This window comes from Paenibacillus sp. FSL H8-0548, from assembly GCF_038630985.1.
In the GTDB taxonomy this organism is placed as follows: Bacteria; Bacillota; Bacilli; order Paenibacillales; family Paenibacillaceae; genus Pristimantibacillus.
In genome coordinates, this window is the sequence record NZ_CP152049.1 from 79,848 (window position 1) to 92,386 (window position 12,539).

At 46.8% G+C, this 12,539-nt stretch carries 11 protein-coding genes, 2 tRNA genes, 1 rRNA gene, 1 pseudogene and 2 riboswitches; all 15 genes and pseudogenes read left to right on the top strand.

What is annotated here, in order from left to right; genetic code table 11:
• Nucleotides 1–33 precede the first annotated feature (33 nt).
• The 15 genes and pseudogenes from cysK to MHI37_RS00440 all read left to right on the top strand — a co-directional run bounded on the left by cysK (nucleotide 34) and on the right by MHI37_RS00440 (nucleotide 12,339).
• Nucleotides 34–972 carry a cysteine synthase A gene (cysK, locus tag MHI37_RS00370; protein ID WP_076338542.1) on the top strand — a complete coding sequence of 313 codons (939 nt, stop codon included), beginning with the start codon at nucleotides 34–36 and terminating at the stop codon, nucleotides 970–972.
• Between the two features lie 113 nt (nucleotides 973–1,085).
• On the top strand, nucleotides 1,086–2,690 hold the full coding sequence (locus MHI37_RS00375; protein WP_144023748.1) for an anthranilate synthase component I family protein: 1,605 nt from the start codon (nucleotides 1,086–1,088) through the stop codon (nucleotides 2,688–2,690).
• Nucleotides 2,687–3,268: an aminodeoxychorismate/anthranilate synthase component II gene (pabA, locus tag MHI37_RS00380; protein ID WP_076338544.1), complete on the top strand. Its 582-nt coding sequence runs from the start codon at nucleotides 2,687–2,689 to the stop codon at nucleotides 3,266–3,268. Before MHI37_RS00375 ends, pabA begins: the two co-directional genes overlap by 4 nt.
• Nucleotides 3,265–4,173 (top strand): aminodeoxychorismate lyase, encoded by a 909-nt coding sequence (pabC, locus tag MHI37_RS00385; protein WP_076338545.1) that lies wholly within the window; start codon nucleotides 3,265–3,267, stop codon nucleotides 4,171–4,173. Before pabA ends, pabC begins: the two co-directional genes overlap by 4 nt.
• 35 nt (nucleotides 4,174–4,208) lie before the next feature.
• A complete protein-coding gene (gene folP / locus MHI37_RS00390) occupies nucleotides 4,209–5,054 on the top strand; it encodes a dihydropteroate synthase (RefSeq protein WP_076338546.1) in 846 nt (281 codons plus the stop codon).
• Nucleotides 5,055–5,080: 26 nt separating this feature from the next.
• Complete coding sequence (folB, locus tag MHI37_RS00395) at nucleotides 5,081–5,467, top strand: dihydroneopterin aldolase (RefSeq protein ID WP_076338547.1); 387 nt, start codon at nucleotides 5,081–5,083, stop codon at nucleotides 5,465–5,467.
• On the top strand, nucleotides 5,445–5,999 hold the full coding sequence (gene folK / locus MHI37_RS00400; protein ID WP_076338548.1) for a 2-amino-4-hydroxy-6-hydroxymethyldihydropteridine diphosphokinase: 555 nt from the start codon (nucleotides 5,445–5,447) through the stop codon (nucleotides 5,997–5,999). Before folB ends, folK begins: the two co-directional genes overlap by 23 nt.
• On the top strand, nucleotides 5,951–6,163 hold the full coding sequence (locus tag MHI37_RS00405) for a helix-turn-helix transcriptional regulator (protein WP_076338549.1): 213 nt from the start codon (nucleotides 5,951–5,953) through the stop codon (nucleotides 6,161–6,163). The genes folK and MHI37_RS00405 overlap by 49 nt, the downstream gene beginning before the upstream one ends.
• A 27-nt stretch (nucleotides 6,164–6,190) precedes the next feature.
• A pseudogene (locus tag MHI37_RS00410) lies at nucleotides 6,191–6,406 on the top strand (tRNA-dihydrouridine synthase); the annotation flags it as partial.
• A 363-nt stretch (nucleotides 6,407–6,769) separates the two neighbouring features.
• The gene (gene greA / locus MHI37_RS00415; protein ID WP_076338550.1) at nucleotides 6,770–7,246 is read left to right on the top strand and encodes a transcription elongation factor GreA; all 477 of its coding nucleotides are present in this window, start codon (nucleotides 6,770–6,772) and stop codon (nucleotides 7,244–7,246) included.
• Nucleotides 7,247–7,405: 159 nt separating this feature from the next.
• Nucleotides 7,406–8,923: a lysine--tRNA ligase gene (gene lysS / locus MHI37_RS00420; RefSeq protein WP_076338551.1), complete on the top strand. Its 1,518-nt coding sequence runs from the start codon at nucleotides 7,406–7,408 to the stop codon at nucleotides 8,921–8,923.
• Between the two features lie 174 nt (nucleotides 8,924–9,097).
• Nucleotides 9,098–9,176, top strand: a riboswitch (cyclic di-GMP riboswitch).
• A gap of 51 nt (nucleotides 9,177–9,227) precedes the next feature.
• Nucleotides 9,228–9,305, top strand: a riboswitch (cyclic di-GMP riboswitch).
• A 13-nt stretch (nucleotides 9,306–9,318) separates the two neighbouring features.
• On the top strand, nucleotides 9,319–10,128 hold the full coding sequence (locus MHI37_RS00425; RefSeq protein WP_076338552.1) for a transglutaminase-like domain-containing protein: 810 nt from the start codon (nucleotides 9,319–9,321) through the stop codon (nucleotides 10,126–10,128).
• Between the two features lie 350 nt (nucleotides 10,129–10,478).
• A 16S ribosomal RNA gene (locus tag MHI37_RS00430) occupies nucleotides 10,479–12,033 on the top strand.
• A gap of 121 nt (nucleotides 12,034–12,154) precedes the next feature.
• Nucleotides 12,155–12,231 (top strand) — tRNA-Ile (locus MHI37_RS00435).
• A gap of 32 nt (nucleotides 12,232–12,263) precedes the next feature.
• Nucleotides 12,264–12,339 (top strand) — tRNA-Ala (locus tag MHI37_RS00440).
• Nucleotides 12,340–12,539 lie beyond the last annotated feature (200 nt).

The window sequence follows — 12,539 nt, forward strand, 5'->3', positions numbered from 1 at the left end:
TGAATTAGTCGGAATAAGGAGGCAGTTATTTCCATGGCCAAAATTGTGCAAAGCGTGTTAGAACTTATCGGTGATACTCCGCTTGTTCGTTTGAATCGTCTCGTGCCTGAGGGCAGTGCAGAAATTTATGTAAAGCTTGAATACCAAAACCCAGGTGCAAGCGTTAAGGACCGTATCGCAATCAGTATGGTTGAAGTTGCTGAGCAAGAAGGAATTATTAAACCAGGCGATACGATTATCGAGCCTACAAGCGGCAATACTGGAATTGGACTAGCACTCGTAGCAGCAGCTAAAGGCTATAAGGCTATTCTTGTTATGCCTGAAACAATGAGTATTGAGCGTCGCAACCTGCTTCGCGCTTATGGCGCAGAGCTTGTTTTGACACCAGGCTCCGAGGGTATGAACGGCGCAGTGCGCAAAGCGGAAGAGCTTGCTGCTGAGAACGCTGATTATTTCTTGCCTCAACAATTCAAAAACCAAGCAAACGTGAAGGTTCACCGTGAAACGACTGGACCTGAAATCGTTGAAGCGATTAATTCCCTAGATGGCAAATTGGATGCATTCGTGGCTGGTATCGGTACTGGCGGCACAATTACAGGTGCAGGCGAAGTGCTTAAGCAAAACTTCCAAGGCATCAAAATTGTAGCAGTAGAGCCTGCTGCATCTCCAATCCTTTCGGGCGGCAAGCCAGGCGCTCACAAAATTCAAGGTATCGGCGCTAACTTTGTACCTGATATTTTGAACCGTGATGTATATGACGCTGTTATTACTGTTGAGAACGAAGAAGCATTTGAATATGCTCGCCGCGCTGCTAAAGAAGAAGGAATTCTTTGCGGTATTTCCTCAGGCGCAGCGATCTTCGCAGCGCTTCAAGTTGCGAAAGAGCTTGGCGCAGGCAAACGTGTTGTTGCAGTCATTCCGAGCAATGGCGAACGTTACCTGTCGACTCCGCTATTCAACTTCGACAACTAATTTTTACTACTTAGATCTATCAGCCTTTCATTCCTCGGAATGGAAGGCTTTCTTTTTACTTATCTATTCTGTATACTGAGCAAAATAAGTCAAGTAATCGGGGGTTGAAGGTGATGATCACCGCTAAAGAGCAGTGGACTCGGTGGCACGCCGAGAGGAAATACACAATGCTGCCGATAGTTAAACAATTGCCATTTCAGCTTGAAACTCGGGCAGGTGTTGCTTCTTGGGAAGAGGTATGGCAGGATGCTTCGCCATATGCTTTTGTACTAGAGAGCGGCAAGAACGGACGTTATACCTATTTAGGATTGCATCCTGACGGTGTAATTCGGGGCAAAGGCCTCACAGCGGAGTCTGTACAGTTTGGGTCGCTTGAGGAGCACAGCAAGCGTCACTGGGAGGGCAAGCCTCTACAGATAGTAAGAGAATGGATGAGCGGTCAGCTTGGTCCTAAAATCGAGGGCGGACCGAAGTGGATAGGCGGCTGTGTTGGGTTTTGGAGCTATGACATTATACGTACGATTGAACGTCTGCCGGTGCTGGCAGACGATGATTTGTCTATTCCTGATTATTTGTTCATGCAAATGAATGAAATTTGGATTATCGACCATTTGGAATCCAAAGTATACTGTGCTGTCCATACAAGGATTAATCCAGATGCGGAAGAAGCGGAGCTAAACGAGGTCTATGATCGTGCATTGCTGCGGGCAGAGGGAATGACTGATTATTGGCTGACTTGGTTTGATGAGCAGCATGCCAAGGAGAAAGCAGAGGGGCTTAGAGCAAAGCGGCAGCTTCTGTTGGAAGATGATATGCTGCAAATCGACGTAGAGTCGCTAGCGGGCATTGCGTCTCCATTTTCCAAGCAAGCTTATATGGAGGCAGTTCGGAGTATACAGCGTTATATTCAGCAAGGGGATGTATTTCAAGCCAATCTGTCCGTACGGCAAAGCAAGCCTATCTCTGCTTCTCCAGATGAGCTGTATGAGTGGTTGAGGCTGGTTAATCCATCGCCTTATATGGGTTTTCTGCGCTGTCCGGACTTTCAGCTTGTATCCGCATCGCCAGAGCTGCTAGTAGAGCTTGGCGATAGCAAGCTCGTTACAAGACCAATCGCAGGTACTCGGAGGCGGGGCCGATCAGAGGAAGAGGACCGGCGATTAGAAGATGAGCTTCTTACGAATGAGAAGGAGCGAGCGGAGCATATTATGCTGGTTGATCTGGAACGCAACGATCTTGGCCGGATTTCAGCATACGGAACGGTTAAGGTTGAAGAGCTCATGGTCATTGAACGCTACTCGCATGTGATGCATCTTGTCTCTCAAGTGGAAGGGCAGCTGGCAAGCGGCATGGATGCTTATGATGTAATTTCCGCGACCTTTCCGGGAGGAACGATCACCGGTGCGCCAAAAATTCGGACGATGGAAATTATCGAGGAGCTTGAGCCATCGCGTCGTGGTCCCTACACAGGTTCACTCGGGTGGATTGACTACAGCGGAGATATGGAATTTAATATAATTATTAGAACCATGGTGCTGCAGGATGGAGTCGTTCATATTCAAACGGGAGCAGGAATTGTCATCGATTCTGATCCCGAGCGAGAATACAAGGAATCGCTGAGCAAAGCGAAAGCTTTATGGAAGGCGATTCAGTACAGCGAACGGTTTGCGGCCCATGAGCAAGCACTGGAAGTGGATAAAGGGGGAGCCTTAACATGATACTAGTAATTGATAATTATGACTCTTTTACGTATAATCTCGTGCAATATTTGGGCGAGCTTGGTGAAGAAATTATAGTTAAACGCAATGATGAGATTGATTTGGCGGGAATTGAACAATTAGCTCCAGATCATATCTTAATATCGCCAGGACCTTGTTCACCGAATGAAGCGGGCATCAGTCTGTCTCTTATTGACCATTTCAAAGGTGAAATTCCGATTTTCGGCGTATGCTTGGGCCATCAATCCATTGGACAAGCTTTCGGCGGAGAGGTTGTGCGCGCGGAGAAGCTCATGCACGGAAAAACCTCATTGATTCATCATAATCAACAGACGATCTTTGAAGGCATGCCTTCTCCATTTACCGCTACGCGCTACCATTCTCTAATCGTTCGTCGCGAAACACTGCCGGATTGCTTGGAAATCACAGCAGAGACAGACGAAGGCGAAATTATGGGTCTGCGTCATAAGGAATATGCGATCGAAGGAGTACAGTTCCACCCTGAATCAATTATTACGGAGCATGGACTTACGATGCTGCGTAATTTCTTGCAAAATCGGAAGAGCCCAGTACGATGAAAATCGGTCTGAATGGCTCCGTCAAGGAAGCGAGCGAAGCTGTGATCTCTGTTTATGATCACGGCTTTTTGTACGGTATAGGTCTGTTTGAAACCTTTCGTACCTATGCGGGGAAACCATATTTATTGGATCGGCATTTAAGCCGCTTGCAGCTCGGCTGTGAGCAGCTCGGCATTCGTTATGATTGTGATTTGGGCGAAATCACCAACTGGGTAAATGAGCTGCTTGAAGCTAATGGGCTGGAGGATGGTTATATACGTCTTACGGTTAGTGCAGGGGAAGCAGAGCTCGGCTTGCCGACAGGTGATTATGAGCAGCCAAATGTGTTAATGCTTGTGAAAACCTTGCCGCAGGTTAATGATGCGGTTCATATGCGCGGACGGGAGCTGCGTCTAGTTCAGACGCGGCGGAATACGCCGGAAGGTGATATTCGCTTCAAATCTCTTCACTATATGAACAATATTATTGCTAAGCGTGAGCTGTTAGCAAGCGGGGCCTCACCAGGGGCAGAGGGGCTTATGTTAACCCGTGAAGGCTGGCTGGCAGAAGGGATCGTCAGCAATTTGTTTTTTGTAAAGGACAACAAGGTATGCACCCCCGATCTTTCGACAGGCATATTGCCCGGTATTACGCGTGAGCGGGTACTTGAGATTGCAAGATCATCCGGGTATGAGACTGAAGAAGGTCTGTTTAGCTGGGAGCAGCTGCAATCGGCAGATGAGATCTGGCTCACTAATTCGATTCAGGAGCTTATTCCTGTAACTACAATAACGGATGCTAGCGGGCAGAGTGCTATAATTGGTGACGGGGAAGCGGGAATTATGACTAGACATCTGCTTTCTATTTATCGAAAATTCACTCGAGAGAGTGCTCCAGCAGCGATTGAGGGTAAGGTGCAGCTATAATAATGAGAGCCAATAATGAAGGATGTGAATGAGTTGTGAAGCAGCCGATTTTCTATAAAAGAGTGTATGAGTTCGGCGGAGAAGCAACGCTTGTGCTCGGTGAGCGCACTTTAATTATGGGTATTCTGAATGCTACGCCTGATTCCTTCTCGGATGGAGGACGTTATACAAGCGTTGAATCCGCAGTTGCCCATGCGCAAGCGATGGTCCAAGAGGGTGCTGATATTCTCGATATTGGCGGAGAGTCTACTCGCCCAGGATTTGAGCCTGTAAGTGTGGAAGAGGAATTGCGTAGGATTGTTCCGGTGATTCGAGCGCTGCGCAAAGTGCTGCCTCATATACCGCTTTCTATTGATACCTATAAAGCCGAAACGGCACGCCAAGCGTTGGAGGCGGGTGCACATATTATAAATGATATTTGGGGTTTGAAGGATGATCCTAATATGGCCGCTGTTGCAGCTGAATATGGATGTCCAGTTATTATCAACCACAACCGCCATTCGGGTGACTATAATGATTTTGTTCCAGATGTCATTGCTGATCTAAAGGGCAGCGTAAGCATTGCTCACGCTGCTGGTATTGCGGATGACCTGATATGGCTCGATCCAGGTATCGGGTTCGCCAAAACGCACGAGGAAAATATTGAGCTGCTCGGCCGGCTATCTGAGCTAAACGAGTTAGGCTATCCAGTGCTTCTGGGTACTTCCCGCAAGCGATTTATCAAGCAGACGCTTAATCTGCCTGTAGATGAGCTTGTCGAGGGAACGGCGGCGACAGTCGCTCTCGGCATTGCACAGGGATCCCAAATCGTGCGAGTGCATGATGTAGGTGAAATCAAACGGACAGCACTTATGACAGATGCAATTCTATATCGCAGTTAACACCGTTAGGAGTGTGACGTACAATCATGGACAAAATGATCATTAAAGGGATGAAATTTTACGGGTACCATGGCGTATTCCCAGAAGAAAATAAACTCGGTCAGAAGTATTATGTTGATATCGAGCTGAATATGGATCTAGAGCAGGCTGCGCAAACGGACGACCTCAGCCTCACGATCAATTATGCGGATATCCACGCACTTGCAAAAAGCATTGTAGAGGGTGCGCCCTTCAAGCTGATTGAAGCTTTAACAGGTCACATTGCATCCCGAGTACTGGAAGCTTATACTATGGTAAATGAAGTAACGGTTCGAGTAACCAAGCCGAATCCGCCGTTTGATATCCATTTTGATGGAGTTACGGTAGAGCTGCGCAGAAAGCGGGATTCTAATGGACGAACAATTCCCGTTTAACGGCGCACAGGCAGAGGCATACATTGCATTAGGGTCAAACATGGGGGACCGGGAGCAGCTGCTGCTATCAGCCATTGCTTTAATTGACGCACACCCCGCTATAGAAGTGAGCAAGGTATCAGGTATGTATGAGACAGATCCTGTAGGCTACACTGACCAGCCGTCATTTCTTAATATGACATTAGCTGTGAGAACTAAGCTGACTCCGCTGATGCTGCTGAGACAGCTGCTTGCCCTCGAGCAGGAATTAGGGAGAGTTCGACAAGTGCGCTGGGGACCTAGAACCATTGACCTCGACCTTCTCCTATATGATAATGTCAGAATGGATCAAGAGGAGCTGACATTACCGCATCCACGCATGCTGGAGCGGTCATTTGTGCTTGTACCGCTGAATGATGTTATGGATGAATCCCATCAGCTGTATGATGAGGTGAGTGCAGCATCCAGAGCGGCGCTTCTTGATGGAAAGGAAGGCATCACATTATGGAAAATACTCAATTGGCGCAGCGCGTCAGAGCCTTTCGAAAGCTGAAGGGCTATACACAGCAGGAGCTGGCCAAGGTGCTTGGCGTATCGGTGGCTGTTCTAGGCTCATTAGAACGTGGAACAAGAAAAACAGATCCAAAGCTGCTCAGTCATATCGCCAAGACGTTAGGAATTAGCTACGAGGAACTTATGTCGGATAATCGTGAATAACGAAACAAGAAATAAGCGGTTTATACAATCGTAGATGCTGCTGATAAGCCAGTAACCGTGAAAATGCGTATTGGCTGGGATGACCAGCATGTGTATGCGGTTGAGAATGCACGCGCTGTTGAGCATGTGGGCGGTAAAGCTGATAGCGTGCAGGGGTTTACACGTGAGCAATTGTATACAGGCAAGGCGAATTGGGACATTATAAGAGATGTTAAGGAAGCGGTATCCATTCCCGTAAATGGAAGAGACCGGACGTGACCCGACGGCAGGAGAAGCAGGAGCTGCTGAAGAGGTAGCTTACTAGAACCGAAATCAATCGTTTAAGCGGGCTGCCCTGTTTTGTCAGTCATCCGACATAGTTCGACAAAAGCCGATACTAAGCGGATTCTGCTGTAATAGCTAGAACGGAAACGGTTTTAATAGCTCCGTTGGCTTAGATTGACATTCAGGGTACCTTTGCAATATAATCGTGCAATATAATCTAACGTACACATCAAGTACGCTTCATATAACAGAGGTATGATGCTGAAGAAGCGTAATATATTAAGTAACAGTGAGTTCATACAAGGTATGAAAAATTAGTCACATGACAGGAGAATCGGGAAGATGAACGATAAGCAAATCATTCTGACTCAAGAAGGGCTGCGGAAGCTCGAGGATGAATTGGAAAACCTGAAATCGGTCAAACGTCGTGAGGTTGCAGAACGTATTAAAGTTGCAATCGGCTATGGTGATATAAGCGAGAACTCAGAGTATGAGGATGCGAAGAATGAGCAAGCATTTATTGAGGGCCGTGTTCTTACTCTTGAGAAAATGCTGCGCTTCGCGAGCATAATAAATAATGATGATATCGATATTGATATTGTAAGTATCGGTTCGATTGTAACGGTTGAGGATATGGAGTATGGCGATACGATGAAATATTCCATCGTTGGCTCAGCGGAGGCCGATCCTTTGCAAAACAAGATTTCAAATGAAAGTCCGGTTGGTAAAGCGATTTTGGGTAAGAAAAAAGGCACAGTCGTGGAAGTAAATGTACCAGTCGGCATTATTCAATACAAAATTATCGACATTACCAAATAAGGCTTGCTATGTGCGAATCGGAAAGCTTCCTTGTCGGAAGCTTTTTGAACGTTTACACTATAAGAATGTAAACAGCCTAGGCATATACTTTGCTTGAATCTCTCCCAAAGGGGAGATTTTGCTGTAATAGTTCCGGCGACTGCCGCTTATGCTTGCCGAATGACCAAGGAGATGAAAGCATTGGAACATGAAAACAACGAGCAGGAGCTAAGTGAGCTTTTGCAAATTCGTAGAGACAAATTGGACGAGCTTAGAGGACTAGGCGTAGATCCATTCGGACGGAAATTCGAGCGCACTCATAATGCTAAAGACATTGTACAAGCCTATGAAGGCTTTGCTAAAGATGAGCTCGAAGAAAAAGGCGTGCAAGTCCGTATTGCGGGCCGTATTATGCAGAAGCGCGGTATGGGTAAAGCGGGCTTCGCGACGATACAGGATTTGAGCGGAAAGGTTCAAATTTATGTGCGCAAGGATAGTGTTGCTGAGCATAAGTTCGCTGCATTCGACATTTTGGATATTGGGGATATTATCGGTGTTGAGGGCGTTGTGTTTAAAACCAATACTGGTGAAGTATCGGTCAAAGCGCTTGATATTGAAGTGTTGACTAAATCGTTGCTTCCATTGCCCGACAAATATCATGGACTTAAAGATGTTGAGCTTCGTTACCGTCAGCGTTATGTTGATCTTATTGTAAACCCTGAGGTGCAGCAAACCTTTATTACTCGTTCAAAAATCATTCAGTCTATGAGACGCTATTTAGATTCTCGTGGCTACCTTGAGGTTGAAACGCCAACCCTTCATTCTATTGCAGGCGGCGCGGCGGCGCGTCCGTTTGAAACCCATCACAATGCACTCGATATGCAGCTCTACATGCGTATTGCGATTGAGCTTCATTTGAAACGGCTTATCGTAGGCGGCATGGAGAAGGTATATGAGATTGGCCGCGTATATCGGAACGAGGGGATGTCTACACGTCATAACCCTGAATTTACAATGATAGAGCTGTATGAGGCCTATGCCGATTACAAGGATATTATGGCACTCACAGAAAATGTCATCGCACATATTGCACAAGAGGTGCTGGGCTCAACGAAAATCACATACCAAGGTCAAGAAATTGATCTGACTCCGCAGTGGCGTCGTGTTTCTATGGTGGAGCTTGTTAAAGAATTGACAGGCGTTGATTTTGGTGTTGAGATGAGCGATGAGGAAGCACATCGTTTAGCGAAGGAGCACAAGGTTGCTGTAGAGCCTCATATGACATTCGGTCATATTCTTAATGCATTCTTTGAGCAGTTTGGCGAGCATACCCTTATTCAGCCAACCTTTGTTACCGGTCATCCAGTTGCGATCTCTCCGCTAGCTAAGAAGAGCGAGGCAGACCCGCGGTTCACGGACCGTTTCGAGCTGTTTATCGTAGCTCGTGAGCATGCGAACGCTTTTACTGAGCTTAATGATCCGATCGACCAGCGCGAGCGTTTTGAATCACAGCTGCTTGAGCGTGAGCATGGCAATGATGAAGCGCATGAAATGGACGAGGATTTTATCCGCGCGCTAGAATACGGCATGCCGCCAACCGGCGGGCTTGGCATCGGTATTGATCGTTTGATTATGCTGCTGACAGACTCACCATCGATACGTGACGTACTGTTGTTCCCTCATATGAGAGACGAATAGTTCTTCTGACAATAAGTCTATAATCGTCGAACCGCCTGGCAATTGCTGCAGGCGGTTCTTTTTTTTGAGCTTTTGTGGCATCAAAGCTTAAAATCTAGCAAATTACTAATGTTTTATGTGAGTAGGCTATTGTTTTAATAGATTGTCATGGTAGAATATAACTATTAAAGCTTTACACGATAATGGCAAAGCTGTCGAAAGGCAGTGACGCAAAGCTAAAGGGCCTTCTGAAAGATGGCAGCCAGCTACCGAATGGACATGCTTTTTTTTTGTTTATTAAGTAGTTTACCTTTAATAAAGCTTCACACGATAATGGCAAACCTATCGAAAGGTAGGGACGCAAAGCTAAAGGGCCTTCTGAAGATGGCAGCCAGCTACCGAAGGGAGAGTTTTGAATGCGTAAACTAATGGTGTTAATTGCAGCATTTGTCCTCTTTGCATCGATTAATGTTACCACTGCAGAGGCAAGCGGAAATAGTACTGATAACTGGCTAAATAAGGACAAGCTTAGCGCTGGGATTGTTTCAGTAGAATATGCAGCGAATACAAAAGTAACAACGAAGCTGCTCATTGCTAAAGGCAAATCGAATTATACCTATAACATTACAGCGGGCAAGAAAAGTGAAAGCTTTCCATTGCAGCTTGGAAATGGTGAATATACAATATCGCTGCTCGAGAATACCACAGGTAATAAATATAAACAGCTAAAGAAAGAAACCGTAGTTTTGAACTTGAAGGATAGTAATGTTCTGTATCTGAACTCGATTCAAAATATTGATTGGACAAGCACAAGCAGCGCAGTCATTAAAGCTAAAGAATTAACGAAGAACAAAAAAACCGATGCAGATAAAGTGAAAGCTATCTACGACTACATCATAACTAACATTAAATATGATAATAAATTGGCTGAGAGCTTATCGGTCGATTACCTACCCAACATCGATCGTACGTTTAAAGCACAAAAAGACATTTGCTACGGATATGCATCATTGTTTGCTGGCATGCTCCGAAGTGTGGGAATCCCGACTAAGCTATTGATGGGCGATTCGAGCTATGTAGATGTTTATCATGCTTGGAATCAGGTTTATCTCGATGGCAAATGGGTTACTATCGATACGACTGTAGATGCTGGATACAAGAACAGCAATAAGAAGATGGATCTAATCAAGGATGCATCGAAGTATACGATCGCTAAGGAATATTAATACACACAAAGAAACGGGCTTGCGTTCATACGCAGGCCCGTTTCTTTGTGTACCGACAGGCAGCAGGATGTGCGATGTAAGGATGGAATGCTGAAGTACACGATGATGTGATATTGAGGGTATTATTGGGATGAAACATGTTGTATTCATTATTTTTAAATGTTTTATAAAAAAGACTTGCATTCACATAGGCACTCGTGATATATTATTTCTTGTCGCTGCGAGACATTAGCGGATGACACGAAAGAGAACATTGTTCTTTGAAAACTGAACAACGAGTAATAACTGCCTCGCAAATCCCTCGGGATAAGCGAAAAAGCGATAAAAAAGTAATGAGCATTTCAAACACCAAAATGGAGAGTTTGATCCTGGCTCAGGACGAACGCTGGCGGCGTGCCTAATACATGCAAGTCGAGCGGAGTTGATGAGATGCTTGCATCTCTGATACTTAGCGGCGGACGGGTGAGTAACACGTGGGTAACCTGCCTTTAAGACTGGGATAACATTCGGAAACGAATGCTAATACCGGATACGCGGCTTGATCGCATGATCGAGCCGGGAAAGATGGAGCAATCTATCACTTAAAGATGGACCCGCGGCGCATTAGCTAGTTGGTGAGGTAACGGCTCACCAAGGCGACGATGCGTAGCCGACCTGAGAGGGTGATCGGCCACACTGGGACTGAGACACGGCCCAGACTCCTACGGGAGGCAGCAGTAGGGAATCTTCCGCAATGGACGAAAGTCTGACGGAGCAACGCCGCGTGAGTGATGAAGGTTTTCGGATCGTAAAGCTCTGTTGCCAGGGAAGAACGCTTGGGATAGTAACTGCTCCCAAGGTGACGGTACCTGAGAAGAAAGCCCCGGCTAACTACGTGCCAGCAGCCGCGGTAATACGTAGGGGGCAAGCGTTGTCCGGAATTATTGGGCGTAAAGCGCGCGCAGGCGGCCTTGTAAGTCTGTTGTTTAAACTTGGGGCTCAACCCCAAGTCGCAATGGAAACTGCAAAGCTTGAGTACAGAAGAGGAAAGTGGAATTCCACGTGTAGCGGTGAAATGCGTAGAGATGTGGAGGAACACCAGTGGCGAAGGCGACTTTCTGGGCTGTAACTGACGCTGAGGCGCGAAAGCGTGGGGAGCAAACAGGATTAGATACCCTGGTAGTCCACGCCGTAAACGATGAATGCTAGGTGTTAGGGGTTTCAATACCCTTGGTGCCGAAGTTAACACATTAAGCATTCCGCCTGGGGAGTACGGTCGCAAGACTGAAACTCAAAGGAATTGACGGGGACCCGCACAAGCAGTGGAGTATGTGGTTTAATTCGAAGCAACGCGAAGAACCTTACCAGGTCTTGACATCCCTCTGATCGCTCTAGAGATAGGGCTTTCCTTCGGGACAGAGGAGACAGGTGGTGCATGGTTGTCGTCAGCTCGTGTCGTGAGATGTTGGGTTAAGTCCCGCAACGAGCGCAACCCTTGATCTTAGTTGCCAGCACTTTGGGTGGGCACTCTAGGATGACTGCCGGTGACAAACCGGAGGAAGGTGGGGATGACGTCAAATCATCATGCCCCTTATGACCTGGGCTACACACGTACTACAATGGCCGATACAACGGGAAGCGAAACCGCGAGGTGGAGCCAATCCTATCAAAGTCGGTCTCAGTTCGGATTGCAGGCTGCAACTCGCCTGCATGAAGTCGGAATTGCTAGTAATCGCGGATCAGCATGCCGCGGTGAATACGTTCCCGGGTCTTGTACACACCGCCCGTCACACCACGAGAGTTTACAACACCCGAAGCCGGTGGGGTAACCCGCAAGGGAGCTAGCCGTCGAAGGTGGGGTAGATGATTGGGGTGAAGTCGTAACAAGGTAGCCGTATCGGAAGGTGCGGCTGGATCACCTCCTTTCTAAGGAAATACCCGAACCCGATGAGGTTCGGATAAACTTGGCAGTTTATCGCTTACTCGTTGTCAGTTTTGAAAGATTAATCCTCTTTCAAAATGGAAGTCAAGACAAGTGAATACCCAAGGGCCTTTAGCTCAGCTGGTTAGAGCGCACCCCTGATAAGGGTGAGGTCGGTGGTTCGAGTCCACTAAGGCCCACCATTATCGACTCTGAGAAGTCGGTACCCGAATTTGGGGCCATAGCTCAGCTGGGAGAGCGCCTGCCTTGCAAGCAGGAGGTCAGCGGTTCGATCCCGCTTGGCTCCACCAATCAAATTTTTGTATTGTCTTTGCTGAAGATTAACTCCGAAGCAGATTCAGCGCAAAACAATTGCACCTTGAAAACTGGATAACGAAAGAAAAGAATTGCTGAAACATCCTTTAAGCTGTTTTTATTGTAAGCGAAAGGTGTTCGAGATTGTTCCGACTTCTTTTCGTTTTGTTTCAACCAATTTGATGTCTTAGGAGAT

What these genes read in the sequence shown, in the direction of transcription:
- MHI37_RS00375 (WP_144023748.1), top strand. Translation starts at nt 1,086, where the DNA reads ATGATCACCGCTAAAGAGCAGTGGACTCGGTGGCACGCCGAGAGGAAA.
- pabA (WP_076338544.1), top strand. Translation starts at nt 2,687, where the DNA reads ATGATACTAGTAATTGATAATTATGACTCTTTTACGTATAATCTCGTG.
- cysK (WP_076338542.1), top strand. Translation starts at nt 34, where the DNA reads ATGGCCAAAATTGTGCAAAGCGTGTTAGAACTTATCGGTGATACTCCG.
- MHI37_RS00405 (WP_076338549.1), top strand. Translation starts at nt 5,951, where the DNA reads ATGGAAAATACTCAATTGGCGCAGCGCGTCAGAGCCTTTCGAAAGCTG.
- lysS (WP_076338551.1), top strand. Translation starts at nt 7,406, where the DNA reads ATGACCAAGGAGATGAAAGCATTGGAACATGAAAACAACGAGCAGGAG.
- folB (WP_076338547.1), top strand. Translation starts at nt 5,081, where the DNA reads ATGGACAAAATGATCATTAAAGGGATGAAATTTTACGGGTACCATGGC.
- pabC (WP_076338545.1), top strand. Translation starts at nt 3,265, where the DNA reads ATGAAAATCGGTCTGAATGGCTCCGTCAAGGAAGCGAGCGAAGCTGTG.
- MHI37_RS00425 (WP_076338552.1), top strand. Translation starts at nt 9,319, where the DNA reads ATGCGTAAACTAATGGTGTTAATTGCAGCATTTGTCCTCTTTGCATCG.
- folK (WP_076338548.1), top strand. Translation starts at nt 5,445, where the DNA reads ATGGACGAACAATTCCCGTTTAACGGCGCACAGGCAGAGGCATACATT.
- greA (WP_076338550.1), top strand. Translation starts at nt 6,770, where the DNA reads ATGAACGATAAGCAAATCATTCTGACTCAAGAAGGGCTGCGGAAGCTC.